Origin of the sequence: Streptomyces liangshanensis, assembly GCF_011694815.1 — a bacterium.
GTDB lineage: Bacteria > Actinomycetota > Actinomycetes > Streptomycetales > Streptomycetaceae > Streptomyces > Streptomyces liangshanensis.
Genome location: NZ_CP050177.1, coordinates 527,211 through 552,465, shown reverse-complemented (window position 1 = coordinate 552,465; position 25,255 = coordinate 527,211). Strand labels below are relative to the sequence as shown.

Annotated in this window: 26 protein-coding genes; 9 read left to right on the top strand and 17 right to left on the bottom strand. The window is 72.7% G+C overall.

All coding sequences use genetic code 11. The annotated features are described in order from the left end of the window. Positions 1-24: 24 nt before the first annotated feature. The 9 genes from HA039_RS02480 to HA039_RS02440 form a co-directional block, all read right to left on the bottom strand. The gene (locus tag HA039_RS02480) at positions 25-471 is read right to left on the bottom strand and encodes a cupredoxin domain-containing protein (RefSeq protein WP_167023053.1); all 447 of its coding nucleotides are present in this window, start codon (positions 469-471) and stop codon (positions 25-27) included. Positions 472-513: 42 nt separating this feature from the next. Further along, positions 514-1,095, bottom strand: coding sequence for a COG4315 family predicted lipoprotein (locus HA039_RS02475; RefSeq protein ID WP_167023050.1), 582 nt, complete (start codon positions 1,093-1,095; stop codon positions 514-516). A gap of 147 nt (positions 1,096-1,242) precedes the next feature. Beyond that, positions 1,243-2,415, bottom strand: coding sequence for a serine hydrolase domain-containing protein (locus tag HA039_RS02470; RefSeq protein ID WP_167023047.1), 1,173 nt, complete (start codon positions 2,413-2,415; stop codon positions 1,243-1,245). Further along, positions 2,412-3,335, bottom strand: coding sequence for a DUF6895 family protein (locus HA039_RS02465; protein ID WP_167023044.1), 924 nt, complete (start codon positions 3,333-3,335; stop codon positions 2,412-2,414). The genes HA039_RS02470 and HA039_RS02465 overlap by 4 nt, the downstream gene beginning before the upstream one ends. 144 nt (positions 3,336-3,479) lie before the next feature. Further along, positions 3,480-4,136, bottom strand: coding sequence for a hypothetical protein (locus HA039_RS02460; RefSeq protein ID WP_243869052.1), 657 nt, complete (start codon positions 4,134-4,136; stop codon positions 3,480-3,482). A gap of 92 nt (positions 4,137-4,228) precedes the next feature. Then, on the bottom strand, positions 4,229-4,411 hold the full coding sequence (locus tag HA039_RS02455; protein ID WP_167023038.1) for a hypothetical protein: 183 nt from the start codon (positions 4,409-4,411) through the stop codon (positions 4,229-4,231). A 176-nt stretch (positions 4,412-4,587) separates the two neighbouring features. Beyond that, on the bottom strand, positions 4,588-6,849 hold the full coding sequence (locus HA039_RS02450) for an APC family permease (RefSeq protein WP_167036036.1): 2,262 nt from the start codon (positions 6,847-6,849) through the stop codon (positions 4,588-4,590). Positions 6,850-7,053: 204 nt separating this feature from the next. Then, positions 7,054-8,205: a homoserine O-acetyltransferase MetX gene (gene metX / locus HA039_RS02445; RefSeq protein ID WP_167023034.1), complete on the bottom strand. Its 1,152-nt coding sequence runs from the start codon at positions 8,203-8,205 to the stop codon at positions 7,054-7,056. Between the two features lie 2 nt (positions 8,206-8,207). Continuing rightward, a complete protein-coding gene (locus HA039_RS02440; RefSeq protein WP_167023031.1) occupies positions 8,208-9,569 on the bottom strand; it encodes a bifunctional o-acetylhomoserine/o-acetylserine sulfhydrylase in 1,362 nt (453 codons plus the stop codon). Positions 9,570-9,921: 352 nt separating this feature from the next. Between HA039_RS02440 and HA039_RS34475 the strand changes: the two genes are divergently transcribed. Together HA039_RS34475 and HA039_RS02435 are read left to right on the top strand one after the other, a co-directional pair. Then, positions 9,922-10,032: a putative leader peptide gene (locus HA039_RS34475; protein ID WP_327233060.1), complete on the top strand. Its 111-nt coding sequence runs from the start codon at positions 9,922-9,924 to the stop codon at positions 10,030-10,032. Positions 10,033-10,195: 163 nt separating this feature from the next. Next, positions 10,196-11,026 carry a glutathione S-transferase C-terminal domain-containing protein gene (locus HA039_RS02435; protein ID WP_167023028.1) on the top strand — a complete coding sequence of 277 codons (831 nt, stop codon included), beginning with the start codon at positions 10,196-10,198 and terminating at the stop codon, positions 11,024-11,026. A gap of 90 nt (positions 11,027-11,116) precedes the next feature. Here HA039_RS02435 and HA039_RS02430 read toward each other — a convergent pair whose 3' ends face one another. From HA039_RS02430 to HA039_RS02405, 6 genes are all read right to left on the bottom strand, one after another. Beyond that, positions 11,117-12,106 carry an ABC transporter substrate-binding protein gene (locus HA039_RS02430; protein ID WP_208298520.1) on the bottom strand — a complete coding sequence of 330 codons (990 nt, stop codon included), beginning with the start codon at positions 12,104-12,106 and terminating at the stop codon, positions 11,117-11,119. 75 nt (positions 12,107-12,181) lie between these two features. Then, positions 12,182-12,934, bottom strand: a complete 753-nt coding sequence (locus tag HA039_RS02425; RefSeq protein WP_167036030.1) for an amino acid ABC transporter ATP-binding protein — start codon at positions 12,932-12,934, stop codon at positions 12,182-12,184. An 80-nt stretch (positions 12,935-13,014) separates the two neighbouring features. Beyond that, a complete protein-coding gene (locus HA039_RS02420; protein WP_167023026.1) occupies positions 13,015-14,010 on the bottom strand; it encodes an amino acid ABC transporter permease in 996 nt (331 codons plus the stop codon). Between the two features lie 17 nt (positions 14,011-14,027). Beyond that, entirely contained in the window at positions 14,028-14,969 is a 942-nt protein-coding gene (locus tag HA039_RS02415) for an ABC transporter substrate-binding protein (protein ID WP_167023023.1), read from the bottom strand. Further along, on the bottom strand, positions 14,966-15,472 hold the full coding sequence (locus HA039_RS02410) for a GNAT family N-acetyltransferase (protein WP_167023020.1): 507 nt from the start codon (positions 15,470-15,472) through the stop codon (positions 14,966-14,968). Before HA039_RS02410 ends, HA039_RS02415 begins: the two co-directional genes overlap by 4 nt. Further along, a complete protein-coding gene (locus tag HA039_RS02405) occupies positions 15,469-16,620 on the bottom strand; it encodes an LLM class flavin-dependent oxidoreductase (protein ID WP_167023017.1) in 1,152 nt (383 codons plus the stop codon). Before HA039_RS02405 ends, HA039_RS02410 begins: the two co-directional genes overlap by 4 nt. Before the next feature lie 599 nt (positions 16,621-17,219). Between HA039_RS02405 and HA039_RS02400 the strand changes: the two genes are divergently transcribed. After that, complete coding sequence (locus HA039_RS02400; RefSeq protein ID WP_167023015.1) at positions 17,220-18,251, top strand: amino acid ABC transporter permease; 1,032 nt, start codon at positions 17,220-17,222, stop codon at positions 18,249-18,251. 28 nt (positions 18,252-18,279) lie between these two features. On the opposite strand, the gene HA039_RS02395 is transcribed toward HA039_RS02400, so the two are convergent. Next, positions 18,280-19,725 carry an MFS transporter gene (locus HA039_RS02395; RefSeq protein ID WP_167023013.1) on the bottom strand — a complete coding sequence of 482 codons (1,446 nt, stop codon included), beginning with the start codon at positions 19,723-19,725 and terminating at the stop codon, positions 18,280-18,282. 100 nt (positions 19,726-19,825) lie between these two features. On the opposite strand from HA039_RS02395, the gene HA039_RS02390 reads away from it, so the two are divergent. The 5 genes from HA039_RS02390 to HA039_RS02370 all read left to right on the top strand — a co-directional run bounded on the left by HA039_RS02390 (position 19,826) and on the right by HA039_RS02370 (position 22,881). Next, positions 19,826-20,371 carry a winged helix-turn-helix transcriptional regulator gene (locus HA039_RS02390; RefSeq protein WP_243869050.1) on the top strand — a complete coding sequence of 182 codons (546 nt, stop codon included), beginning with the start codon at positions 19,826-19,828 and terminating at the stop codon, positions 20,369-20,371. A 158-nt stretch (positions 20,372-20,529) separates the two neighbouring features. After that, the gene (locus HA039_RS02385) at positions 20,530-21,000 is read left to right on the top strand and encodes an SAV_915 family protein (RefSeq protein WP_208298519.1); all 471 of its coding nucleotides are present in this window, start codon (positions 20,530-20,532) and stop codon (positions 20,998-21,000) included. A 128-nt stretch (positions 21,001-21,128) separates the two neighbouring features. Continuing rightward, the gene (locus HA039_RS02380; protein ID WP_167023011.1) at positions 21,129-21,662 is read left to right on the top strand and encodes a type 1 glutamine amidotransferase domain-containing protein; all 534 of its coding nucleotides are present in this window, start codon (positions 21,129-21,131) and stop codon (positions 21,660-21,662) included. Positions 21,663-21,725: 63 nt separating this feature from the next. Continuing rightward, positions 21,726-22,094, top strand: coding sequence for a hypothetical protein (locus HA039_RS02375; RefSeq protein ID WP_167023009.1), 369 nt, complete (start codon positions 21,726-21,728; stop codon positions 22,092-22,094). Between the two features lie 256 nt (positions 22,095-22,350). Beyond that, on the top strand, positions 22,351-22,881 hold the full coding sequence (locus HA039_RS02370; protein ID WP_167023007.1) for an ATP-binding protein: 531 nt from the start codon (positions 22,351-22,353) through the stop codon (positions 22,879-22,881). A gap of 81 nt (positions 22,882-22,962) precedes the next feature. Here the strand turns inward: HA039_RS02370 and HA039_RS02365 are convergent, their stop codons facing one another. After that, complete coding sequence (locus tag HA039_RS02365) at positions 22,963-23,430, bottom strand: DUF5709 domain-containing protein (RefSeq protein ID WP_167036024.1); 468 nt, start codon at positions 23,428-23,430, stop codon at positions 22,963-22,965. A 377-nt stretch (positions 23,431-23,807) separates the two neighbouring features. Here HA039_RS02365 and HA039_RS02360 point away from each other — a divergent pair, with 377 nt between their 5' ends. Continuing rightward, positions 23,808-25,133, top strand: coding sequence for an NAD(P)/FAD-dependent oxidoreductase (locus HA039_RS02360; RefSeq protein WP_167023005.1), 1,326 nt, complete (start codon positions 23,808-23,810; stop codon positions 25,131-25,133). Positions 25,134-25,255: the final 122 nt, after the last annotated feature.

Here is a 25,255-nt window from a genome sequence, read left to right as displayed (position 1 = left end):
CGGACCCCTTACCGGACGGGCCGGTCAGCGGACGGTGAGCGTCCCCTTCATGAAGGGGTGGATGGTGCACATGTACTTGTAGGCGCCCGGCTTGGTCGGCGCCGTGAACGTCGCCGACTTGCCGGGCGCGATGTCACCGGTGTTCCAGGCCTTGTCCGTGATGGCCGTCAGCGTGTGGGTGGTGGTGTCGTTGTTGGTCACGGTGATCTTCGTGCCGGGCGCCACGGTGATCGTGTCCGGCATGAACTTGAAGTTGTTGATGGTGATCTTCGTCTTGGCGTTGCCGGACGGCGAGGCCGACGCCGGAGGGGAGGAGGACGCGGGCGCCGTGGACGCGGGCGCGGACGTCGCCGGGGCCGAGGAGGAGTCCGACGAACTGCTGTTGTTGTCGCTGTCGGAGCAACCCGCCACGGCGGTGAGGCAGAGGAGGGCGACCGCGAGGGCGAGGCGTGCGGGGCGGCGGGACGGCATGGAGGTCTCCGGGGAATCGGTCGTGAGGGCGGGGGCCGTGGATCAGTAGCCGCCGGTGGGGTTCGTCGCCTGCTTGGTGATCTTCTTGCCGTTGGTGCCCACGACCCACCACTTGGCGCCGAAGGCGGTGACGCCCTGCCCGTTGGTGTTGCCGGCCTTCTGGTCGCCGTCGAAGCGGTAGAGCGGGTGACCGTTGTAGGTGACCTGCTTCTTGCCGTCGCTGCGGGTGCTGGTCGAGATCAGCTTGGACTTCACCCCGTGACCCGCGGCCGGCTTCTTGGTGACGATGAACGGCGGCCACGCCGTGGCGCACGCCCCGGTGCAGGTGGACTTGGACGTCTTGTCCTTGAGGAACAGGTAGAGCGTCCGGCCCTTCTGGTCGAAGAGGATCGTGCCGAGCGGCCCCTTGGCCGAGGTCAGCTTCGGCGCGGGGGAGGGCGACGCGTGGACCGCGGCCTCCTCCGCCATGGGCGCCGAGGCGGCCGCGGTCGCGGCGGTGGTCGCGGCCGAGTCCGGGGTCGAACTGCCGCCGCCGCTCCCGCTGTCGGAACAGGCGGTGACCGCCCCGGCGAGCAGGACGACGGCGGAGGCGGCGGTGAGCAATCTGGTGCGGCGCTGTGTCATGGTGGGCTCCTTGGGGAGAGGGCCGCCCGCTCGGGGCAGCAGACGACCCGTCCGATCGGGGTCGCACCTTCCCAGTGGAGGACAGCCCCCGCGACGGGGCCACCGCGCATCGGCCGTCCGGCCGTACGACACCGCCCTCACGGGTCGTCAGCCGGGCGCGCCCAGGGCCAGCAGGGATTCGTACGCGCTCTGGACGAAGCCGTGTCCCGCGCCGGGCGCCGTGTTGGCGAGCGCGACGAGCGCGGTGCCCCGGCGCGGGCAGAATCCGGCGAACGCGGTGAAACCGCTGGTGCCACCGGAGTGGTGGTACACCGCGCCGCCGGGCCGTACCCGGATGTTCCACACGAGCGCGATGCGCGCGGCGCCGCCCCGTACCGAGAGCCGCGGGCGGGTGACGTCCGCCAGGGCCGTACCCAGGGGGAGCGGTGCCGTACCCAGGGGGAGAGGTACGGATCCCGGGCGGATCCCGGGCGGCGTGTCCGGATGGGCTCCGAGCAAGGCGTCGAGGAGGGCGAGGACGTCGCGCGCGGTGGAGCGGACGGCTCCCGCGCCCGGCAGGCCCGGGATCTCCCACGGCGGGCGGGCGCGGCCGTGCCCGTAGCCGGTGGCCATGGCCCCCGGAGGGCCGGGGACGCACGAGGTGCCGTGCAGGCCGAGGGGGCCGAGGACCCGGGCGGCGAGGACGTCCCCGTACCGGCCCGTGCCGTCGGCCGTGCGGTCCGTCCCGGTGAGGAGCTGGCCGAGGAGCCCGACCCCGAAGTTCGAGTACCGCACCCGCTCGCCGGGCCGGGAGCGGAGCCGGGTCCTCGCGAGGGCGTCCAGCAGGTCGTCCGCGCCGAACCGGGCGTACGGGTCGGTCCACCAGTGCCCCGTCGCGCCGGCGAACAGCCCCGGGGGCAGCCGGGGCAGACCGGAGGTGTGGGTGGCCAGGTGGAGGAGGGTGACCGGGCCGCCGCGCGGCTCCGGCAGGGCCTCCGGGGGCAGGAACCGGGACAGCGGGTCGTCGTGCGCGAGCTCACCGCGGGCCACCCGTTCGGCGAACAGCAGCGCCGTCAGACACTTCGTCAGCGAGCCGATCTCGAACCGGGTGTCGGCGGTGACCGGCGCCCCGCCCTCGCGTGCGGTCCGTCCGTACGTGACGACGGCCCGCCGGTGCCCCTGCCGCAGCCCCACCGCGACGGCGCTCGCGCCCCGCGCGGCGGCGCCGAGCGGCCGCGCGGGACCGAGAGCCCACTCCCCGGGCGCGCCGGGCGGCGCGCCCGTCTCGTACGGACGGACCGTGCCCGGCGTGTCGCGGGTCCCGGCCGGCCCCCGGGTCATGCCCGGGAGCCGAGGGTACGGGAGAGGGCGAGGGTGCCCGCGATCGCCGCGACCACCGTCGGATGGTGCTGGTCGGAGAAGCGTTCCGCGGGATCATCGGCGACGGGCTGCGCGTCGCGGGGGAACAGGCCGTCCTCGTGCTGGAGCGACGCCAGCCGCTCCCAGTCCGCGGCGTCGCAGCGCGGCTCGTCGAGACAGCTGCCCACGATCATCAGCTCGCCCATCAGGTCCCACTCGCCGATCTCGGCCCAGATGTCGGTCCACACCGGCAGCCAGTCGCCGACGTACGCGGTGAGGTCGCCGGCGAGACCGGTGGGCACCCGCGCCCAGTCGGTGCAGTGGAAGACGGTGTGCGTCATGTTGTACGCGGTCGACCAGTCGACGAGCCACGGCTCGGGGAAGGAACCGAGCCAGGTCTCCCGGGTCAGCGCGGCCCAGTCGAAGGGCACCGGCCCCTGGTCGAGCCCGGCGACCCGGGCGGCGTTGGCCACGGCCAGCCGCCGGTTGGGCAGGACCTCCACCGCCCGCGCGGAGCGCAGCGAGGTGGTGTGTGCGACGAGCCGTTCCAGCGCGCGGTGGCGGTAGCCGCTCCGGGCGAAGTGGGCGTACGTCTCCAGCGGGTCGCTCATCAGCGGGTACCGCAGCAGCCGTTCGTGGAGCATGCTGCCCTCGCCGAGCTGCTCCCAGCAGAAGTCGAGGAGCTCGCGGGCGAGTTTGAGCTCCTGGGTCCCGGCCACCGCCTCGCGGACGACGAGCGAGGCTGCGAGCGCGGTCTCGCCGAGCGGCTTGTAGACGCTGTCGGGCTCGGCCAGCTGGGCGGTGCTGTCCGGGGGCAGCGCGCCGTGCTCCCGGTGGGTGTGGAGCCAGGTCAGGGCCTTGGAGGCGACCTGGTGGGCGAGGTGGGTGACGGGCAGGTCCATCGGGGTCTCGGTCCGATCCGGTCGAGGTCGGGCGGGGGTGGTCGGGATCCGGGTCGGGGACGGGGTCGTGGCCGGGCGGCGGTGGCCGGTGGCCGGGGTCGTGGCCGGCGGGCCGGCCACCGATCCGGGGCCCGGCGTCAGCCGTCAGCCTCCGGCCATCAGCCGTCGGGCGATCGCCGCGTCGAGCGCGACGCGGTCCCCGCCCGCCATCACCTCGATGTGCTCGGCCAGAGGCACCGGATCGAGCGCCAGGGACACCCCGTCCGCCCGCAGCCAGGCCAGCCAGCGGGTGATCCGCGCGGCGGTCGGGTAGTCACGGCGCAGCACCGCGCGGGTCGCGCCCCGCGCCAGCGCGAGGGGAGCGGCGCGGGCGGCGTCGTGAACCGGTCCGTCCAGCGCCGGCAGCGCCAGCGTGGACAGCTGGCCCATCCGTACCGACCAGCCGGCCCAGTCCTCCGCGCCGCCGGACGCGGCGGACCGTGCGGCCCCCGGGGGCGGCGGTGGCGCCGGGGCCGTCGGCGGGGCGCCCGTGGCGCCGCCGTCGAACAGGGCCAGCAGCGTCGCCGTGCCCCAGTCCCGCCACGCCATCACCCACGGCCCTTCCGGGCCCTCGGGCGGCGCGGGGGTCACGTCCCGCGCGGGCGGGAAGGCGGTGAGTGCCAGGGCGACGGCCTCGGCGTCCTGGGGAGGGAGGGCCTCGCCCGTCAGCAGCACCGGGGCGAAGGTGTCGGCGCCCAGGATCCGGACGGCGGCCAGTGCCGCTCCGGGGTCCTCGGCCTGTTCGACGTGTTCGGCGACCATGGCCGTGCCCCCGGTGCCCCGTAGGGCACCGAGGGCACGCCGTGCCAGGCCGGCCGCCGATTCCTGGTATGCGGTCCGCGACCGGTCCGGGATCACCGGCCCTTGGGTTCCTTCGGCTCCTTGGGCGAGATGAGCAGCCCGAGAAGAAGGCCGCCCGCGGCCTCCGGCGAGTAGACGGGCGCGTCACTCTGCGGGGCTTCGGGCTCGGTCATGGCCACCCCCAACGCGTGCCCGTCAAGGGTGATTTCTCCGGCCCTGATGGTCTGAGAAAGCATGTCAGCTCCTCGGTGTAGACGCGATTGCCCGTTCGGCAATGACACAGTCAACTCTAGGCATAGTCGGGCAAATCGGCCAATTGGCCGGATAGTTGATACTTCAATACGGAAGTTCAATCCCGAACCAGCGAGACCGGCGACGGGCGCGCCCCGCGCCCCGCCCCGCGTACAGGCCCCTAGACATGGAACGGGACCGTCGTCACCACGATCTTCGGCAGCGGCCGCAGCGAGCGCCGCAGCCGCCCGCCGAGGTAGCTGTGCAGGATCCGGTGGTACCAGTGCCGTACGACGATCTCCGGCAGGATCACCGTGATCGTCAGATCGGGCCGCTGCCGGTGCAGGGACTCGATGTACCCGATCATCGGCGCCACGATCGCGCGGTACGGCGAGACGACGACCGCCAGCGGCAGCCGGTCCCCCCACAGCCGCCACGCGTCCCGGAAGACCTCGGCCTCCTCCTCGCCCGGGCTGACGTGCAGCGCCAGCACCGGCTGCTGGAGGGAGGCGGCGTAGGCGAGGGCGCGCATGCTCGCCTGGTGCAGCGCGTCGATCGGCACGACCGACAGGTGCCGGATCTCCTCCGGCGTGTCCTCCGTCTCCGCGTCCCGTTCCCGGCCCGCCGAGGCCGTGGGATCCGCCTCCGCGGGTGCGGCCGGACCGGGCGGCACGGGCCCGCGGGACGCGGAGGACCGGCCGGAACCGGCGTCGGGGCGCTGGTGGGGCGTGATCGAGTGCCCGGGGATCTCGATCATCTGCGGGTGCAGCCGCAGCGCCTGACGCACCCTCGCGTAGTGGCGGTGGATCCGCGTCGTCACCAGGAGGAAGGCGCCCACCGCGAGGATGGCGAGCCACGCCCCCGCCGTGAACTTGGTGATCCCCGCCGTGATGAAGACGGCCGCCGACAGCACGGCGCCGGTGGCGTTGAAGCACAGGCTCTTGCGCCAGTGCCGGTCGCGCTTGCGCCACCAGTGCACGACCATGCCCCACTGCGACAGGGTGAACGCCAGGAACACCCCGACGGCGTACAGCGGGATCAGCGACGCCGTCTTGCCCTCGAAGGCGATGTAGACGAGCGCGGCGGCCACCGAGAGCACGATGATCCCGTTGGAGAACGCCAGCCGGTCGCCGAGCCGCAGGAAGATCCGCGGCGCGTGGTCGTCGCGTGCCAGGAGGAACAGGACGCGGGGGAAGTCGTTGTACGCGGTGTTCGCGGCGAGCAGCAGCACCAGCGCGGTCGCCGCCTGGGTGAAGACGTAGAACCCGTTCGACCCGTAGCTGCGGTGGGCCAGTTGGGACAGCGCCGTCTCCTGCGTCTCGGGCACGATGCCCTCGTAGTGGATCAGTGTGATCACCCCGGCGAACAGCACGACGAGCAGCACGATCATCCACGACAGGGTGGTACGCGCGTTGCGCCACGCGACCGGCTTGAAGGCGGGGACGGCGTTGGAGATCGCCTCGATGCCCGTCATCGCCGTGGCCCCGGAGGCGAACGCCTTCATCACCAGCAGCACGCCCAGCCCCTCGGTCGCGTTCACGACCGGGTGCGGTGTGGGGGTGAAGTCCCGGCCCGCCGCGTTGTACAGGCCGGTGGCCACCAGCAGGAGGATCGCGACGATGAACGCGTAGGTGGGCGCGGCGAACAGGGCACCCGCCTGCCGTACCCCGCGCAGGTTGCCCGCCAGCAGCACGGCGATGACCAGCACGCCGATCGGGACGATCTCCGGGGACAGGCTCGGGATCGCCGAGGTGACCGCCGCCATGCCGGAGGAGACCGAGACGGCCACGGTCAGGATGTAGTCCGTCATCAGCCCCGCGGCCGCCACCAGCCCCGGGATCCGGCCCAGGTTGTCCGTCGCGACGATGTACGAGCCCCCGCCGAGCGGGTACGCGCGGATCGTCTGACGGTACGACAACCCCACGGCCAGCATCAGGAACACGATCGCGAGAGCCACCGGCACCGACGCGTTGAGCCCGGGGGTCCCGGCGAGCACCAGGACCAGCAGCAGCGCCTCGGGACCGTACGCCACCGACGACAGGGCGTCCGCCGACAGCACCGGCAGCGCCACCAGCTTGCGCATCCGCTCCCGCACGATCGCCGTGTTCGCGAGGGGAGCCCCGAGGAGGGTGCGCCGGAGGCGGAGCGCCAGGCCGCCCGGCCGCTCCCATTCGGCGGCCGTCGCCGCCTCCGCGCCGCCGCCCCCGCCGGCCTCGGCCGTGGTGGGTCCGCCGCTGAGCGTGGGCACGCTGACGACCCGTCCGAACCGGGCCGGCACGATCTGCCCCGGCTCCGGGTAGCTGCCGACGTCGGGATCCACCGGCAGGACCCGGCGCCACGCCTCGGGCGGCGCGGACACCCGCCCCCACTCCTCGCCGACCCGCCGCAGGAGCCCCGACTGCTCGGCGTCCAGCTTCGGCATGATCACCGCGCCACCGGCCATGCCGTGCGGTGCGCCGGTGCTCTCCTTGCCCCGTTCGTCCTGACCCTCTGTGTCCGTCACATGCGCGAGTCTCTTCTGCTGGGGTGGCCCCCGGTCCCTCCCGCCGCGCGCGACACCCGGACAGCGGGGCCGATCACCCGTCCGGGCGTACGGCCCGCGCCTCGCCGCCGCGGTGAGGGCCCGGGCCTGCCGGGGCGGGTCCGGTCACGTCAGCAGCTCCCGTACCAGCGCCCCCACCTGCTCCGTCTCGATGAGGAACCCGTCGTGCCCGTACGGCGACTCGACGACTCGGAGCCCGTCCGCGCCCGGCAGCCCGGCCGCCAGCTCCGCCTGCTGCGACGGCGGGTACAGCCGGTCGGAGTCGACGCCCGCCACCAGCGCGGGCATCGTGGCCCGGCGCAGCGCGGCGGCGGTGCCACCGCGGCCCCGGCCCACGTCGTGGCCGTTCATCGCCTCGGTCAGCGTCACGTAGCTGCCCGCGTCGAACCGGTGCGCCAGCTTGGCCGCGTGATGGTCGAGGTACGACTCGACCTGGTAGCGCCCGCCCCGCCAGGGGTGCTCGCCCGGCTGCGGGGTGCCGCCGAAGCGGGCCGCCAGCTCGGGTTCGCTGCGGTACGTGACGTGGGCGATCCGCCGGGCGACCCCGAGGCCGCGGTACGGCCCGCCGCCGGCCGGTGCGTCGTGGTAACGCCCGCCCCGCCAGCCCGGGTCGGCCCTGATGGCCTCGATCTGGACGGCGCCCCAGGCGATCTGCTCGGCGGAGGCGGCCGCGGGGCACGCGAGGACCAGCAGGGAGCCGGTGCGCTCCGGTCGGCTCACCGCCCATTCGAGCGCCCGCATCCCGCCCATGGAGCCGCCGACGACGGCGGCCCACCGGCCGATGCCCAGCGCGTCGGCCAGCGCCGCCTCGGCGGCGACCTGGTCACGCTGGGTCAGGTACGGGAAGCCGGGCCCCCACCGCTCGCCGGGACGGCCCGGGCGGGCCGAGGAGGGACCCGTACTACCCTGGCAGCCGCCCAGGACGTTCGGCGCGACCACGAACCACCGGTCGGTGTCGAACGGCAGCCCCGGGCCGACCAGGGCATCCCACCAGCCGCCGGTGGGATGCCCCGGCCCCGCCGGTCCCGCGACATGGCTGTCTCCCGTCAGCGCGTGCAGGACCAGCACCGCGTTCGAGGCGTCGGGGGCGAGGCGCCCCCACGTCTCGTACGCGAGTCGTACGCCGGGCAGCGAGCCGCCCGCCTCCAGCGCGAGAGGGCGCTCCAGCGACACCCAGGCGCGGCGGCCCGCCGGGTCCCCCTCCTGCCAGCCGGCGGCGGCCGGCGGGAGGGGGCGCGTGGCCGGTTCGGCCCGCATCGTCAGGACGCCGCCTTCGCGGCGCGGAAACCCGCCTCCAGGTCGGCCCTGAGGTCGTCGATGTTCTCCAGGCCGACCGAGAGCCGCACCAGGCCGGGAGCGGTGCCGGTGGCCACCAACTGCGCCTCGTCGAGCTGGCTGTGCGTGGTCGACGCCGGGTGGATGATCAGACTGCGCACGTCACCGATGTTGGCGAGGTGGCTGAACAGCTCCACGCCGTCCACGAACCGCTTGCCCGCCTCCACCCCGTCCCGCAGCTCGAAGGCGAGGACCGCGCCGGCGCCCTTCGGCAGGTAGCGCTGCCCGGCCTCGTACCACCGGTTCGACTCCAGCCCCGGGTAGTGGACGGCCGAGACCTCGTCGCGCTGCTCCAGCCACCGCGCCAGCTCCAGCGCGTTGGACGTGTGGCGCTCGACGCGCAGGCTGAGCGTCTCCACCCCCTGGAGCAGCAGGAACGCGGAGTGCGGCGAGAGCGCCGGGCCGAGGTCGCGCAGCAACTGCACCCGGAGCTTGATCGCGAAGGCGCCGGGGCCGAGCGCCGGCCAGTACCGGAGGCCGTGGTAACTGGGGTCCGGCTCGCTGAAGTCCGGGAACCGCTCGGCGTGCGCGCCGAAGTCGAACGTACCGCCGTCGACCACCACACCGCCGATCGTGGTGCCGTGCCCGCCGAGGAACTTCGTCGCCGAGTGGACCACGATGTCGGCGCCGTGCTCCAGCGGACGCAGCAGGTACGGCGTCGGCACGGTGTTGTCGACGATCAGCGGCACCCCGGCGTCGTGCGCCGCGTCGGCCACGCCCCGGATGTCCAGGACGTTGCCGCGCGGGTTGCCCAGCGTCTCGGCGAACAGGGCCTTGGTGTTCGGGCGGACGGCCGCGCGCCAGGCGTCGAGGTCGTCCGGGTCGTCGACGAAGGACACCTCGATGCCGAAGCGCGGAAGCGTGTGGCGCAGCAGGTTGTACGTGCCGCCGTACAGCGACGTGCTGGAGACGATGTGGTCCCCGGCGCTCGCCAGCGTGAGGATCGCGAGGGTCTCGGCGGCCTGGCCCGACGCGAGGGCGACGGCGGCCACCCCGCCCTCCAGCGCGGCGATCCGCTGCTCCAGGACGTCCTGGGTCGGGTTGTGGAGCCGGGTGTAGATGTTGCCCGGCTCGGCCAGCGCGAAGAGGTCCGCGGCGTGCTGGGTGTCCTTGAAGACGAACGACGTCGTCTGGTAGATCGGCGTCGCGCGGGCGCCGGTCGCCGGGTCGGGCGCGGCGCCCGAGTGGATCTGCTTGGTCTCGAACGACCAGGCCGCGGCGGGCTCCTGGCGGGAGTGGTCCTCGGGGGTGTGCCCCGCGGTGACGGAGTCGACGGGCTGACTCATTGCTTGCCTCGCACGGTTTCGGGTCGGGCGGCGGTGGTGAGGGAAGGCGAAAAGGAGAAGGAGAGGCGGGACGAGAGAATCCCCGGCCTGGTGACGGACGATAGGGAGAGCCGTGCGGCACGCGGAAGCGCCCGGCCGGTCTGGCCACGAATCCGACATCGTGCGGAAACACAACACGGGCGCCGTTCACACGCGGCACACCGCCCGCCACACCCGGCGCGCCCCGCACACCGGTCACCGCCCCCGCTCTCACCATGCGAGACGGCCCGGCCGAGGAGCGCGGGCACCCTTGACGAGGCCTCCGTACGGCCGGACACTCGACCGTGGGCATCTAGCGAACGGGTAGGGACAAATGGGTCGTTCGGGGCTGGACATCGATCGCGGGGCCGGTACGGCCCGGTCGCTGCCCCTGCTGACCTCCCGTCGCCACATCGACCTGTTGCGTGTCTGCAGCGCCGCGTAATCCTCCGAGCTGACACCGCACAGGCACGCCCTCCTCCGGCCGGCACCACGCGTCGCGCTCTCCCGTCACCGCGCCCGTGTGCCCCGCCGGGCCCGTGGTCCGCGCTGCCCCTGTGCGTGTCGTGAGCGTCCGTCCGTCCGTACGCATCCACGCAGGGAGACGCATGTCCCTCACCTCACCGGCAGTCGAGTCCTCCATCCGCGGCAGGATCGGGTGCGACGCCCGCAGCGGCCACTACGCCGTGCCGCGCCGCTACCGCCTGTACCTGGCACCGGCCTGTCCCACCTGTCTGGAGATCGCCGTCACCCACAGCCTGCTCGACCTCGGCGACACCCTCCCCGTGACCCTGCTCCCCGCCGTGCCCGACGCCCCCGGCGGCGGGTACGCGGCGCTGCTCCCGCTGTACGAGGCCACCTCGCACCACTACCCGGGCCCGGCCGCGGCCCCCGTGCTCAGCGACGGCTGGACGGGCCGGATCGTCAGCACGTACGTCCCCGACATCCTGCACGACCTGTCCGTACGGTTCGGCGGCGCGGGGCCCGAACTGCGCCCCCGCGGCTCCGAGGACGAGATCGGGGCCCTCGCCCTGCTGTGCGCCCGGGACATCAGTGGCAACGCGGAGATCGCGGGGCGGCCCGCCACCGGGCCCGAGGCCGGGGACCGCGCCCTGCACACCCTCTTCGCCGCGCTGGACGACCTCGAACAACGCCTCGAAGGACGGCAGTTCGTGCTCGGTGGCGCCGCGCCGACCGCCGCCGACGTCCAGCTGTGGGTGACGCTGGTGCAGCTGGACACCGTGCACCGGCCCCATCTGGACACCGTGGCGGCGCGGTGTGTCTCGCACTACCCGCGCCTGTGGGACTACGCGCGCCGGCTGGCGGCGCTGCCCGCCTTCGGCGCGCACCTGGACCTGGCGGCCGTCGCCGCCAAGTACCACGCGCGATGCCCGTGTCCGGCGGGTTCGCCGGGCACGGGCAAGGGGCAGTTGGGCTGAGCAGGCCGGTGCGTGGACCGGCCGGCGTCTACCGGCCGGTCCGCGCCGGTCGGTGGGTCACCGGCCGGGTCCACACCTTTTCGTTCGTCGTCACTGGTTGGTCTTCGGCAGCCCGGGCGGGTTCAGCTCCGAGGACGTCACGGCCTCGTTGGACAGGCCCCAGCGCTTCAGGACCTTCCCGTAAGTGCCGTTCTTGATGACGGTGTTGAGGGCTTCGTGCACCGCCTTGATCAGCCCGTTGTCCTTCTTCGTGGTGGCCGCGATCTTGCCCTGGACGTCGGCACCGCCACCGGAGTAGGTGCCGATGATCTCCGTCTGGCCGGTGGAGGCGGAGTGGTACGCGGCGACCGGGTTCGGGCCGAGGTAGGCGTCCAGGCGTCCGGAGCCCAGCGCCAGGTAGTAGTCGGTGGCGTTCTGGTAGTACTTGATGTCCGTGGGCTTGAGGCCGTTCTTCACGTTCTCCTCGCTCCAGGTCACCAGCAGCTTCTCCTGGTTGGTGCCGGAGCTCACCCCGATCGTCCTGCCCGCCACGTCCTTGGGGCCGTTGACCTTCCAGCCCGCGCCCTTCTTGGCCTCGAACGCGAGGTTGTCGAGCCGGTAGGTGGCGAAGTCGTACTTCTCCTTGCGCTCCTCGGTGACGGTGATGTTGCTGAGGCCGAGGTCGTACTTGCCGCTGTCGAGCCCGACGAAGATGTTCGCCCAGTCGACCGTGTTGGACTCCAGCTTGAGCCCCAGCACGTTCGCGATCAGCGCGGAGATGTCGGTCTCCACGCCGATCACGGTCTTGTCGTCGGTGGCGTAGAAGTCGAGGGGCGGCGCGGAGCCCGCCGAGTTGACGACCTCCAGCGTGCCGCGCTCGCGGATGGCGGCGGGCAGGAGGGCGGCGACCGCGTCGACCTTGGGCGTGGTGATCCGCTTCTGGTTCGGACTCAGGTCGAACTCGGCCTTCTTGGCGCCCTTAGCGGCCGGGGCGGCGTTGCTGACGGTGTCGTCGGCGGGGTCGCCGCAGGCGGTGAGGGTCAGGGCGGTGACGAGGCCGAGCAGGGCGGCGGCGGGGCGGAAGGCGCGACGGGGCGACACGAGGGGCTCCTTGACGGGGACGGTGACGGGAAAGAGAAGGGGACGGGGGCTGTGGTCCGGGACGTACCGAAGCAGTCAGAGGACCTTGGAGAGGAACGCCTTGGTGCGCTCGTGCCGCGGCCGGTCGAGCACCTCCGCGGGCGTCCCCTGCTCGACGATCACTCCGCCGTCCATGAAGACGACGGTGTCGGCGACCTCGCGGGCGAAGCCGATCTCATGGGTGACGACGATCATGGTGGTGCCCGACCGCGCCAGGTCCTTGATGACGTCGAGGACCTCGCCGACCAGCTCGGGGTCGAGCGCCGAGGTGGGCTCGTCGAAGAGCAGCACCTTCGGCTCCAGCGCCAGGGCGCGGGCGATGGCGACCCGCTGCTGCTGGCCACCGGACAACTGGCGCGGGTAGACGTCGGCCTTGTCGGCGAGGCCGACCCGTTCCAGCAGCACCCGGGCCTGTTCGAGGGCCCGCTTGCGCGGGACCCGCAGCGCCGAGACGGGCGCCTCGATGATGTTCTCCACCACGGTGAGGTGGGGGAAGAGGTTGAAGTTCTGGAAGACGAAACCGATGTGGAGGCGCTGCTTGAGCACCTCGCGCTCCTTCAGCTCGTGCAGCTTGTTGCCGGCCCTGCGGTAACCGATCAGCTCGCCGTCGATGCTGATGTAGCCCTTGTTGAGCTTCTCCAGGTGGTTGATGCTGCGCAGCAGCGTCGACTTCCCCGAGCCGGACGGCCCGAGCACCACGGTGACCTCGCCGGTGCGGACCTGTAGGTCCACCCCGCGCAGCACTTCGAGGGTGCCGAAGTTCTTGTGGACCCCGCGCACGTCGACCATCAGACCGCCGCCGGACCGCTCGGCGACCGCGGCCGTGCCCCTCCCGGTGTCCGGGCCCTGGCTCTTGCTGTCGGTGTGGCTCATCGCGGGAAACCTCCGGTGGCGGCGGTGGCCCGCAGCTTGTGGACGAACGTGCGGGCGCGCTGGAGCGGGGTGGGCGGGGGAGTGCGCTCGGCGCCCCGCGCGAAGTGCCGCTCCACGTAGTACTGGACGACGGACAGCAGGGTGGTGAGCAGGATGTACCAGGCGGTGGCGACCATCAGCAGGGGCACCACCCGCCCGTTGCGGCCGTAGATCACCTGTACCTGGTAGAAGAGTTCGCCGATGGCCATCACGGACACGATCGACGTGCCCTTGAACAGGGAGATGACCTCGTTGGCGGCGTTGGGCAGGATCCCGCGCATCGCCTGCGGCAGCAGGATCCGGCGCAGTTGCCGCAGCCGGGGGATGCCCAGTGCGGCGGCCGCCTCCAGCTGTCCGCCGTCCACGGAGATGATCCCGCCGCGGACGATCTCGGCGGCGTACGCGGCCTGGTGCAGCGCCAGGCCGATGACGGCGGCCGAGAGGGCGCCCACCAGGTTCAGTGTGTCGAAGCTCCACAGCACCGGACCGAAGGGGATCCCGACGCCCAACTCCTTGTACAGATAGGCCAGGTTGAACCAGAACAGCAGTTGCACGATCAGCGGGATGGACCGGAAGGCCCAGATGTACGTCCAGGCGACCGTCTGGAGGATCGCACTGCGCGACAGCCGCATGAAGGCCAGGACGATCCCGAGCGCGAAGCCCAGCACCGTCCCGTACGCGGTGAGTTGGAGGGTCACCCAGACGGCCTTGAGCACACTGTCGGCCGTCAGGTAGAGCGAGAAGGTGTGCCAGTCCCAGCCCGGGTTGGTGACCAGGCCGTGGACGAACTGGGCGACGACCACGAGGGCGGCGACCCCGGCGGCCCAGCGCCAGTAGTGGCGGGCGGGCACCACCTTGAGGGTGGCCGGCTCCCCGCCGTCCTGGGCGGGGCCCGGCGGTACGGGTGTTCCTGTCGGCGGCGCGGCCTGCGCGGTGCCGGTTGCGGTTTCCATGGTGGGCGCTCCTGCCGCTACTTCTTCTCGGGGGGACTGATCTCGGACGTCTTGATGGCGGAGTCCTGCGTGCCCCACCGCTGGAGGATCTTCTGGTACGTGCCGTCGGCGATCAGTTCGTCGACCGCGCCCTGGAACGCCTTGAGCAGCGGAGAGCCCTTCTTGAAGGCGAATCCCACGTCGAGCCGGTGGAACTCGCCGAGGAACTTGACGCCGGCCGCCGGCTGGGCCGCCTGGTAGCGCAGCCCGTTGATGGTCGACATCACGATGTCGATGCGGCCCTGCTGGAGGCTGGTGAGGATGGCGCCGTTGTCCGAGTAGACCTTCACCGTGTACGGCTTCTCGCCCGCCTTCGCGCAGACGGACTTGTTCGCGTCGAGGGTCGCCTCGAAGGTGGTGCCCGCCCCGACCCCGACGGTCTTGCCGCAGAGCTGGTCGAGCCGGGTCACCTCCTTGGTGGTCGTGTCGTTCTTGCTGACCGCGAAGCCCTGTCCGTCGTTGATGTACGTGACGAAGTCGATCGTCTTGCGACGCACGTCCGTGACACCGAAGTTGCCGGTGCCCACGTCGTACTTGCCACTGCCGAGCGCGGGCAGGATCGCCTCGAAGCTGGCCTCCTCCCGCTCCAGCCGCAGCCCGAGGACCTTGGCGACACCGTCGGCGAGGTCGATGTCCAGGCCGACCGGCTTCTTCCCCGTGGCGTCCGGGAAGTAGGCGCTGGGAGCGGCTCCCACCGACGAGGCGATCTTGAGTGTGCCCCGCTCGCGGACGTCGGCGGGCAGCAGCTTCGCCAGCGCCTCGTCCTTCTTGAGCGCGGCGACCACGTCGCCCGAGGGCGCGGCGGACGCGGCGCCGGCCGGCTCCTTGCCGGACGTTCCGTCCGATCCGCAGGCGGCCAGGGCGGGCAGCAGGAGAACGGCGGCGAGGACGGCGGATACCTGAGCGCGCACGGGTGTCATCTCTTTCCCCTCGACGCAGCGAGGTGTTTCTCGAACGGGAGCGGCCCGACGGTCTCGGGGTCGGCCGTCGTGTCGAACAGCGGTGTGTAACCGGTGCGCAGATAAAGGCCCTTGGCCTCGGGCTGGCGCGGCCCGGTGGTGAGGTAGACCCGCCGGTAGCCGCGCTCGGCGGCCACCCGCTCCAGCTCGGCGACCACCCGCCGGGCCAGCCCGCGCCGCCGGTGGGCGGAGTGGGTCCAGATGCGCTTCAGCTCCGCCGTGCCGGGGTCGTAGCGGCGGAACGCGCCTCCGGCGACCGCCTCGCCGCGCTCCAGCAACAGCAGCAGCACCCCGTGCGGCGCGTCGAACTCCTCGGCCGGGTAGCGCGCCATCTCGGCGTGCGCGTCCTTCCCGTACCGCGCGGAGTACTCGTCGCCCAGTTCGCGCAGCATCGGCCCGGCCAGCGGGTCCGTCACGGCGGCCGTGACCCAGGTCAGCCCGCCCGGCTCGGCCACGGAGGTCATCGTCCGGCCCCCACCGGTCTGCGCGCGCCGTCCTCGGCGCCGTCCACGGCCAGGGCCGCACGCGCGGCGTCCCGCTTGGCGACCTCCTCGCGGACCAGCGGGATCACGTGGCGGCCGAAGTCGACGGCGTCGCCCAGCAGGTCGTAGCCGCGCGCGGAGAGGATGTCCACCCCGAGGTCGTAGTAGTCGAGCAGCGCCTGGGCGACCGTCTCCGGTGTGCCCACCAGCGCGTTGGAGTTGCCCGCGCCGCCCGTCGCGGCGGCGGTCGGCGTCCACAGCGCGCGGTCGTACCGCTCGCCCGCCTCCGCGATCGCGAGCAGCCGCCGCGAGCCGGTGTTCTCCGGAGCCCCCCGGCCGCGCCCGGCCACGGAACCCCCTTGCTCCTTGCGGGCGTTGATGGCGGCCACCGTGCGGTGAGCCTTCTCCCAGGCGAGCTCCTCGGTGGGAGCGATGATCGGCCGGAACGCGACCTGGATCCGGGGCGGGGTCGTACGGCCGGCGGCGCGCGCCGCGGCCTTCACCGCCTCGATCTGCTCGGCGGTCCTCTCCAGCGGCTCGCCCCACAGGCAGTAGATGTCCGCCTCGGCCCCGCCGGCGGCGTAGGCCGCGTCGGAGGAGCCGCCGAACGAGACGTTCGGCCGCGGCTGTTGGACCGGGAAGACGTCGCTGACGAAGTCGTGGAACCGGTAATGCTCGCCCTCGTGGTCGAAGGGCTCGTGCGTGGTCCAGATCCGCTTCACGATCTCGATGTACTCGCGGGTGCGGGAGTACCGCTGGTCCTTGGTGAGCGTGTCCCCCTCGCGCCCCTGCTCCCGGTCGCTGCCGCCGGTGATGAAATGGACCGTCAGGCGGCCGTCACTGATCCGGTCCAGCGTGGCGAACGTCTTCGCCGCGAACGTCGGGTACGACACGTTCGGCCGGTGCGCCAGCAGGAGTTGGAGCTTGTCCAGGCGGGCGGCGATGTACGCGGCGGCCGGCGCCGGGTCGGGGGAGCCCGACCCGTACGCGAACAGCACCCGGTCCCAGCCGTGGTCCTCGTGGGCCCGTGCGAGCTTGAGTGTGTATTCCTTGTCGAACGAGGCACCGGAGCGCGGATGTGTCTCCGAACCGTCGTGGGTGGCGGCTATCCCGAGGAACTCCACAGGCATGGCGGGCCTTTCGCGCAGGAGAGGGTGAGGAAGGGGAGGAACGCGTACGACGGCGTACGGGGAAACGAGGGAGAGACCGGTCGTGGTCATGCCACAGGGCCGCGGGACGCGGACCGGGGCAGGGAGAGACCCGACAGGGTGGGACCGGGCAGGCGCGACGACGTGATGACGTGACGAGGCGTGACGAGCGTCAGGGCGAAGACGGGGTCGACGGCAGCGCGCGCCCGGTGAGGAGAGGAGTCTCGGCCCGCGAAGGGGTCACCGAGGGAGGGAGGGGCCGGTCAGGCGGCCCGCTGCCGGGTCAGGCGCAACAAGAGGCGGACCACACTCGACCGAAGTCGATGTGTCCGCGGGTGACCAACGGCAGCTGCTTCTGCATGGAGCCAATTGAGCATGGCGCGTACGGGGAAGTCAACCGGCGTTCGCACTGTGGGCGGGCCCGGAAGCACTTCTTGACAGACCTCCCGTTTCCGCACGTACGATCGAAGGGATGACGGATCGGTGGAAACACCGTGACGTGACAGCCGTGTTGAGGGACGCGGTGCGCGTGATGACACCCGCTTGCCACCGCCGACCACCTCTCCCGTGGGAGCCCCTCCATGTCCGTCTCTCCCGACGTCCTGCCCGCGGCCGGCGCCTCCTCGCCGCACCGCGCGGATGTCCCCCCGTCCGCCGACGATCCCACCCGCATCGTGCCCCGCCGCCACGTCGGCCGCTGGTTGTCGGCCGTCGTGGCCCTGCTGGCCCTCGCCATGGTCGTCAACTCCGTCGTACGCAACCGCCGGTTCCAGTGGTCCGTGGTGGGCGAGTACTTCACCACCCCGGCCGTCCTGGACGGCCTGCTGCTCACCCTCTGGCTCACCGCGGCCGTGATGGTCCTCGGCTTCCTCATCGGCACGGTGTTCGCCGTCCTGCGCCTGTCCGCCAACCCCGTGCTGCGCACGATCAGTTGGGGCTACGTGTGGATCTTCCGCTCCACACCGCTGCTCGTGCAGCTGCTGTTCTGGTTCAACATCGGCGCCCTCTACCCGACCCTGGGCCTCGGCATCCCCTTCGGCCCCGAGTTCCTGACCGTCAAGACCGTGAACCTGTTCGGCGCCAGCCTCACCGCCCTGATCGGCCTCACCCTGCACGAGGCCGCGTACGCCGCCGAGGTGGTGCGCGGCGGCATCCTGTCCGTCGACTCCGGCCAGACCGAGGCCGCCGCCTCCCTCGGGCTCGGCCGGTGGCGGGTGCTGCGTCGGATCGTCGTGCCGCAGGCGATGCGCTCGATCGTCCCCACCGCGGGCAACATGCTCATCGGCACCCTCAAGGGCACCAGCATCGTCAGCGTCCTCGCGGTCCAGGACCTGCTGTTCTCCGTCCAGCTGATCTACAACCGCACCTACCAGGTCATCCCCCTGCTGATGGTCGCGACCATCTGGTACATCGCCGTCACCAGTGTGCTGTCCGCCGGGCAGTTCTACGTCGAGCGGTACTACGCGCGCGGCGCGGCCCGCGAGCTGCCGCCCACCCCCCTGCAACGGCTGCGCCGGCAGAGCGCGGCGCTGGCCGGACGCCTCCGTACGGCCACCGCGTCCGACGCGCCCGCGCTGCCGGACCGGCGGAAGGACGCCAAGTCCGGCAGCTGACGGCCGCGTTCGGCGTCGCGGCCGCCGTTCAGCGCGCCCCGGCGGGTACGGGCTCCGCCGGGGCCTCCTCGGCGGACCCGCCGCGCCCGAGCCGGGGGGCGAGCAGGACCGCGCCGGCCGCCAGCCCGATGGCGGCGAACACCCACCAGACCCGGTGGAAGGCGCCGACGGCCGTGTCCGCGCCCGGGGTGCCGAGGACGGCGACGAACACACTGATCCCGAGGACCGCCCCGAGCTGGCGGAAGCTGGCGTTGACCGCCGAGCCGAGCCCGTACCGCGCCGGGGGGAGCGAGGCGACGGCCGCCCCGGACTGCACCGGGAGGGTCAGGCCGATGCCGATCCCCAGGAGCACGCTGGCCGGCAGCCAGTGCGTGGCCCAGTGGGGCGACGAGGTGACGGCGAGCGCGAAGGTGGCCGCGGCGGCGGCCCAGCTGACGGCGCCGGCGAGCAGCACGGGCCGGTACCCGATCGAGTCGGCCAGCTTGCTGGCGGGACGGGCGATCAGGGTGACGACCAGCGGCCCCGGGGTGCTGGCCAGCGCGGCCCGCAGCACCGAGTAGTGCCACTCGGTCTGGAGGAAGATGATGTTGCTGAGCAGCATGCCGTAGAACGCGGTGGCGAACAGCAGGGTCGCCGCGTTGACCAGGCGGAACTGCCTGACCTTGAAGAGCGCCAGGTCCATCACCGGCCGCGCCGCGGTGGCGGAGCGCCGGACGAAGACCGGCAGCAGGGCCGCCGCCAGGACGAAGCCCGCGATCACCCAGGGGTCGGACCAGCCCCGGGACGGTCCCTCGATGATGGCGTAGCTGAGCAGCGCGGGGACGGCCGCGACCAGCACCACGCCGATCGGGTCCGGGATGCCGGAGGCCTGCGGGTCGCGGGACTCGCGCAGCAGCCGGGCCCCGAAGAAGATCATGACGGCGCAGATCGGCACGTTCACCAGGAAGATCCACCGCCAGGACGCGTACTCGGTGAGGAGCGCGCCGATGGTGGGGCCGAGGGCGGCCGCGGCCGCGCCCATCGCGCCCCAGGTGCCGACCGCCACGTGCCGCCGGGCGGCGGGGAACTCGGGCAGGATCAGCGCGATCGACGTCGGGACCACCAGTGCCGCGAAGACGGCCTGGAGTGCCCGGGCGGCGATCAGGAAGCCGGCGTTCGGCGCGAGACCGCACAGGGCGCTCATCGCGGCGAACCCGGCGAGCCCTATGAGGAAGACCCGTTTGCGTCCGTACCGGTCGGCCAGGCGTCCCGCCGGGATCAGCATGGCCGCGAAGACCAGGCTGTAGGCGTTGAGGACCCACGCGAGGTGTCCGGTCGTGGTGTCGAAGCTGCGGCTGATCGTCTCGAAGGCGACGTTCACGATCGTCGTGTCGAGGAAGACCACGAACACGCCGAGGCTGCCCAGGGCCAGCACCCGCAGGGCATGGCGTTTCGCCTCGGCCGGCTCGTCGGTGACGGACGGGGGAGTGGACATGGAGGACCCTCACAGAGTCTGTTGTGATTTCCAACTTACCTGGTGGACGCTAACAGCGGTCGGTTGGAAAAGACAACCAACCACCGGTTATGGTGGGCGCATGGAGACGAAGGAAGGGCCGGGGCCGGGACAGGGGCCCGGGAACGGGACGGGCGGCGCGGAGACCGCGGCCGCCGGGGAGACGGTCGTCGACCTGTCCGTGATGGCGCGCCACCCCCTCGGGGTACGGCCCTGCTCGCTCGCCGCCTCGCTGGACGTCCTCGGGGAGCGCTGGTCGCTGCTGGCCATCCGCGAGATGGGATACGGCGTCCACCGCTTCGGACGCATCGCCGGCTACACCGGCGCCTCCCGCGACATCCTGGCCGACCGCCTGCGCAAGCTCGAAGCCGTGGGCGTGATCGAGCGGCGCCGGTACAGCGAGCATCCGCCGCGCTACGAGTACCACCTCACCGAGGCGGGCCGGGAGCTGTACCCGGTGCTGCTCTCGCTCTTCCGGTGGGGTGACAAGTGGGCCGTGGACGAGCCGGCGTTGACGCTCCTGCACGAGTGCGGGCACGAGCTGGACATCGACCACGTGTGCCGCCACTGCGGCGGTCCCGTCGAGCGCGGCAGGGTCGAGGCGCGGGTCTCACGCCGCCCGGAGTGACCCCGCGTCCGTCAAGCGCGCGTCAGGGGAAGGGCGCGGTGGATCAAGGACGCGTCAGCGCCCGGGACCGGAGCGTGCCGTACGGGCATACCATCGCTGGTATGCCCCGCTCGCGACCCGCGGACCGGGGCAGTCATTCTGTCCTCAGGAGCGACACCATGTCGGAGCATCAGAACAGCGAGGATCCGGAGCCTTCACATCCGGCCCCGGCCGGAACGTTGTTCGTCCCGGTCCGGCCGGGACCGGCGGGCTTCAGCGTCCGCCTCTTCCGTACCGCCCTCGGTGCCAGGACGGCGGTGGCCTTCACCACCGCGAACGGACTCGCCGCGACACTGGGCCCCCAGCAGTCCTGGATCAGGCTCTCGGAACACGCCGTGCGCGACCTCACCGAGCCGCTCGGCGTCACCGCCCTCACCGTCGACCCGCAGCTGGCCGCCCCGGCCACGGCCCCGGCCACCGCTCCCGTGACGGTCCCCGTCACCGTGCCCGGCCCCCTGCCCGTCCTCCCGCTCCCGGCCCAGTCCGCGGGCCCGTACGGCACCCGCAGGCCCTCCGCCGCCGCCCTCCCGCCGTTCCAGCCCGGCCACCGCACGGCCCCCTCGGCGCGGCCCGCCGCTCGACGCGCCTGATCGCTCCGCGTCCACCAGACTCGACAGAGGGACTGTTCCCCGCGCCTGCCCGCGCCTCCTGTGTGAGGAGAGCGCCTGCGGGCAGGCGCGACACATCGCTCCGCTGAAGACGAAGGGACGTGTATCCCATGCGTGTGGCATTCCTGGTGGCTCCCGAAGGCGTGGAACGGGTGGAGCTCACCGAACCCTGGCAGGCCGTCGGCGACGCGGGCGGCGAGCGGGTGCTCATCTCGACGGAACCCGGCGAGATCCAGTCGTTCGACCACCTCGACAAGGCGGCGTCCTTCCCCGTCGACCTGACCGTCGCCGAGGCCTCCGCCGCCGACTACGACGGACTGGTCCTGCCCGGCGGCGTCGCCAACGCGGACGACCTGCGCACGGACGCCGGCGCCGTCGCGTTCGCGAAGAGCTTCTTCGACGCGGGCAAGCCCGTGGCCGCGATCTGCCACGCCTCGTGGACGCTCGTGGAGGCCGGTGTCCTGCGCGGCAGGACGCTGACGTCCTGGCCCAGCCTCCGCACGGACCTCCGCAACGCGGGGGCCACCTGGGTCGACGAACAGGTCCACGTCTGTACCTCGGGCCCCAACACGCTCATCACGAGCCGGAACCCCGGCGACCTCAAGGCGTTCAACGCCACCTTCGTGCCCGCGTTCGGCGGTTGAGCGGGGACACCTGGGTACGGGGTGAAGAGGGCGGGGGGCACGGACGGAGAGAGGCGATTCCAGGTGAAGACAGCGGACCGGCCGGCGGCGCAGGTCGTCGTGGCACTCAGCGGACAGGACCAGAACGACGCGCACACGGTGTTCTCCGCGCTCAGGACGGCGTTCGGGTCCGACCGCCCGGCCGACGACGTACCACAGGCGGCGTCCGGCGGCAGGCCGGCCGTGTGGACGGCCACGTTCGACGCGGACGACGTACGGGACGAGCCGGCCGCCGCCCGGCTCTCCGCGCCCGTCACCGCCACCCTCCAGGGGGGTTACACCGCCGTGGACAGCCTGCGCCGGGCGCTGACCGCCGCCTTCGCCGTACGGATGGTCGGCACGGCCTCGGGGGACCAGGAGGAGGAAGTCCAACTCCGCCTGGAGAGCAGGTAGTCGGCCGCCCCAGGGCCGCTTTCCGGCGCACACGGCCGGCCCTCGCGGGTGCGCGGGGACCGGCCCCGCGGCCTGCCCCGCTCCCGTACGCCGCGCTCCTCTTCCCGTACGGCCGCCCCCCGTTCGTGTTGCGCGTCCGGCGCCCCGGCCGCAATCTGGTGGTGACCCAGAAGTGATCGCCGCTCACGCTTCGTACCCGGGGGGTCGTTGGTACAACGTGGTGAAGCATGAGGGCCTCTCTGTGAGGAGCCCCGACATGACAGTTCCACTCGACCGGCTCGACGGCCGGCGGTACGCGGTGGAATTGCACCCCTCCCCGGAACGCGTCTCCCAGCTGCGGCGCATCGTCGCCGCCCACCTGAGGCACTGGGGACTCGACCTGCACGTCGACCCCGTCCGCCAGGGCCTCGACGAACTCATGGCCAACGTCCACCGGCACGTCGGCGAGGCCGCCACCTGCGTGGTGGAGCTGCGGTGGCGCGGCCGCCACCTCACGGCCTCGGTGGAGGACAACGGCCCCCGGCTGCCCCGGCTGCTCACCGCCGGCGGCGGGGGGCTCGCGCGCGTCGCCGCGCTCAGCGACAGCTGGGGGACCTGCCCCACGGCCGAGGGCAAGGTCGTCTGGTTCACCCGGAGCGTCGAGTCCCCGCAGGACCTCTTCCGCGTGCCCCGCGCCCCGGTCGGCGGCATCGGGACGGCGGAGCTGCGCCGGGAGCCGGACCCGCGGCCGCTGCCGTTCGGCGCGCCCGCCGCGTCACGGGAGTCCCTCGCGGACGCGGTGGCCTGAGGCCCGGGCGGGCCTCACTCGTACGCGCCCTGGTCTTATCCGTACGTGTCCCGGGCGGGTCTCGTACGCGTCCCCAGGGTCCTACTCGTACGCGTCGGCCTCGTCGTCCTCCGCCACCAGGTGCACCGCGGCCTCCTCCGCCGAGGCGGCCGCGCCGTCGATGCCGACATCGCTCGCGATCATGTCCTTCTCGGCATCCGCGTGGGCGCCCTCGTCCGGCGCCACCAAGCGCCCCGACCGGTCGTCACCTACCTCGTCGTCCACCAACTCGCCCTCGCCGTAGGCCAGATCACCGATGCCGTCCCCGAACGGGACGGCGCGCTCCGGGATCTCCTCCGCGAGGCGCTCGTCCAGTGACTCGCCCGCGACCTGTTCCGCGGCGGTCGTCCCGGTGTGTTCCACACCGAGCGGCCGCTCGGGCGGCGACCAGCCCTCGTCGAAGGGGTCGGACCCGCGGTCCACCAAGGTGTCCTCGGGGTCGAGGATGCCCTCGTCCTCGAACACGCCGTCACCGTCGTCATGGTTGGGCTGGTACACCTCGTCGCCCATGCTCTCGCCTCCGTCGCCGCTCACGTCGGCCTCCCTCACTCCGTAGCCGTCCCTGGGGACATCCGGTCCCTGTCCGGCGGGCAGGGACCCCGTGCCCGTACCCCTCGGAAGCCTCGGCAAGCGGCACTGGGCGTGACACCTTCACCTGACGTGCGTCCCGCCCCGCCCGATGCGGCGGCCGGGACCGCCGTCGGCGTCCACGCCGGTCCTTGTCCCCACCTTCCCACCAATCACCGCCGTGTCAAACGGCAGGTGAAAGGCCCTGTAGCGGCCCCCGGGAAGGGGTCCCGCGACGCCCGCGGTGTTTGTCGGCGCCGGTGGCGGGCACGTGACGGTTCCGACGGTACGACCCGATATGTGACTGTCCGGAGTCGAACGTGAGCCGAGAACGCATTGTCATCGTCGGAGCCGGGTTCGCCGGTTACGAGGCCGCCCGCACCCTCTGCCGCAAGGTGCGGGGCGCCGCCGACATCGTCCTGCTGAACCCCACCGACTACTTCCTCTACCTCCCGCTGTTGCCCCAGGTGGCCGCGGGCATCCTGGAGGCCCGCCGGGTGACGGTCTCCCTCACCGGCACGCTGCCACGGGTGCGGCTCGTCCTGGGCGAGGCCGACCACGTGGACCTGGAGGCCCGCACGGTCCGGTACACCGGCCCGGAGGGCGAGCGGGGAGAGCTGCCGTACGACCGGCTCGTCCTCGCCGTGGGCAGTGTGAACAAGCTGCTGCCCATCCCCGGTGTCGCCGAGCACGCGCACGGCTTCCGGGGCCTGCCGGAAGCGCTCTACCTGCGCGACCACATCACCCGCCAGATCGAGCTGGCCGCGACGACCGCCGACCCGGCGGAGGCGGCGGCCCGCTCGACCTTCGTCGTGGTCGGCGCCGGGTACACCGGTACCGAGGTCGCCGCCCAGGGCAAGCTCTTCACGGACGCCCTGATGAGCAAGCAGCGCAAGTGGAGCCGGGCCGCGAAACCGCGCTGGATGCTCCTGGACGTCGCGCCCCGGGTCCTGCCGGAGCTCGACCGCAGGCTCTCCGACACCGCCGGCCGCGTCCTGCGCGAACGCGGTGTGGACGTGCGGACCAAGACGTCCGTCAAGGAGGCCACCACGGCCGGGGTCACCCTGGACACCGGCGAGTTCGTCGAGACGCGCACGCTGGTGTGGTGCGTGGGGGTGCGCCCCGACCCGCTGGTGTCCGGGGTCGGACTGGCCGTCGAGCGGGGCCGCCTGGTGGTCGACCCGCAGCTCAACGTGCCGGGGCATCCCGAGGTGTTCGCGTGCGGCGACGCCGCCGCCGTACCCGACCTGACCAGGCCGGGGCAGTACACCCCGATGACGGCCCAGCACGCGAGCCGCCAGGGGAAGGTGGCGGGGCGCAACGTCGCCGCGTCCCTCGGGTACGGCGTGCCCGAGGCGTACAGCCACCACGACCTGGGGTTCGTGGTCGACCTCGGCGGGGTCAAGGCGGCGGCCAACCCGCTCGGCGTACCCCTGTCGGGTCCCCTCGCGGGCGCCGTGACGCGTGGCTACCACCTCGCCGCCATGCCGGGGAACCGGGTGCGCGTCGCCGCCGACTGGCTGCTCGACGCGGTCCTGCCGCGGCAGGGCGTCCAGCTCGGCCTGGTCAGGGCCTGGACCGTACCGCTCGAATCGTCGTCCCCCGAGCTGGCCAAGGTGCCGGGCGGACCGCCCGGGTCGTCCTGAGCCGCGTTTCCACGCGGAGACCACCACCCTGATCCGGAAACCGAAGCCCTGATCCGGAAACAGAAGCACTGTCTCCGTTTCGCAGCGCGGTGAGGGGTACGCGAAGACAGAGAGACCCCCAC

Coding starts and splice junctions, on each gene's coding strand:
- HA039_RS02480 (WP_167023053.1), bottom strand. CDS start 471: ATGCCGTCCCGCCGCCCCGCACGCCTCGCCCTCGCGGTCGCCCTCCTC.
- HA039_RS02475 (WP_167023050.1), bottom strand. CDS start 1,095: ATGACACAGCGCCGCACCAGATTGCTCACCGCCGCCTCCGCCGTCGTC.
- HA039_RS02470 (WP_167023047.1), bottom strand. CDS start 2,415: ATGACCCGGGGGCCGGCCGGGACCCGCGACACGCCGGGCACGGTCCGT.
- HA039_RS02465 (WP_167023044.1), bottom strand. CDS start 3,335: ATGGACCTGCCCGTCACCCACCTCGCCCACCAGGTCGCCTCCAAGGCC.
- HA039_RS02460 (WP_243869052.1), bottom strand. CDS start 4,136: ATGGTCGCCGAACACGTCGAACAGGCCGAGGACCCCGGAGCGGCACTG.
- HA039_RS02455 (WP_167023038.1), bottom strand. CDS start 4,411: ATGCTTTCTCAGACCATCAGGGCCGGAGAAATCACCCTTGACGGGCAC.
- HA039_RS02450 (WP_167036036.1), bottom strand. CDS start 6,849: ATGGCCGGTGGCGCGGTGATCATGCCGAAGCTGGACGCCGAGCAGTCG.
- metX (WP_167023034.1), bottom strand. CDS start 8,205: ATGCGGGCCGAACCGGCCACGCGCCCCCTCCCGCCGGCCGCCGCCGGC.
- HA039_RS02440 (WP_167023031.1), bottom strand. CDS start 9,569: ATGAGTCAGCCCGTCGACTCCGTCACCGCGGGGCACACCCCCGAGGAC.
- HA039_RS34475 (WP_327233060.1), top strand. CDS start 9,922: ATGGGTCGTTCGGGGCTGGACATCGATCGCGGGGCCGGTACGGCCCGG.
- HA039_RS02435 (WP_167023028.1), top strand. CDS start 10,196: ATGTCCCTCACCTCACCGGCAGTCGAGTCCTCCATCCGCGGCAGGATC.
- HA039_RS02425 (WP_167036030.1), bottom strand. CDS start 12,934: ATGGTCGACGTGCGCGGGGTCCACAAGAACTTCGGCACCCTCGAAGTG.
- HA039_RS02420 (WP_167023026.1), bottom strand. CDS start 14,010: ATGGAAACCGCAACCGGCACCGCGCAGGCCGCGCCGCCGACAGGAACA.
- HA039_RS02415 (WP_167023023.1), bottom strand. CDS start 14,969: ATGACACCCGTGCGCGCTCAGGTATCCGCCGTCCTCGCCGCCGTTCTC.
- HA039_RS02410 (WP_167023020.1), bottom strand. CDS start 15,472: ATGACCTCCGTGGCCGAGCCGGGCGGGCTGACCTGGGTCACGGCCGCC.
- HA039_RS02405 (WP_167023017.1), bottom strand. CDS start 16,620: ATGCCTGTGGAGTTCCTCGGGATAGCCGCCACCCACGACGGTTCGGAG.
- HA039_RS02400 (WP_167023015.1), top strand. CDS start 17,220: ATGTCCGTCTCTCCCGACGTCCTGCCCGCGGCCGGCGCCTCCTCGCCG.
- HA039_RS02395 (WP_167023013.1), bottom strand. CDS start 19,725: ATGTCCACTCCCCCGTCCGTCACCGACGAGCCGGCCGAGGCGAAACGC.
- HA039_RS02390 (WP_243869050.1), top strand. CDS start 19,826: ATGGAGACGAAGGAAGGGCCGGGGCCGGGACAGGGGCCCGGGAACGGG.
- HA039_RS02385 (WP_208298519.1), top strand. CDS start 20,530: ATGTCGGAGCATCAGAACAGCGAGGATCCGGAGCCTTCACATCCGGCC.
- HA039_RS02380 (WP_167023011.1), top strand. CDS start 21,129: ATGCGTGTGGCATTCCTGGTGGCTCCCGAAGGCGTGGAACGGGTGGAG.
- HA039_RS02370 (WP_167023007.1), top strand. CDS start 22,351: ATGACAGTTCCACTCGACCGGCTCGACGGCCGGCGGTACGCGGTGGAA.
- HA039_RS02365 (WP_167036024.1), bottom strand. CDS start 23,430: ATGGGCGACGAGGTGTACCAGCCCAACCATGACGACGGTGACGGCGTG.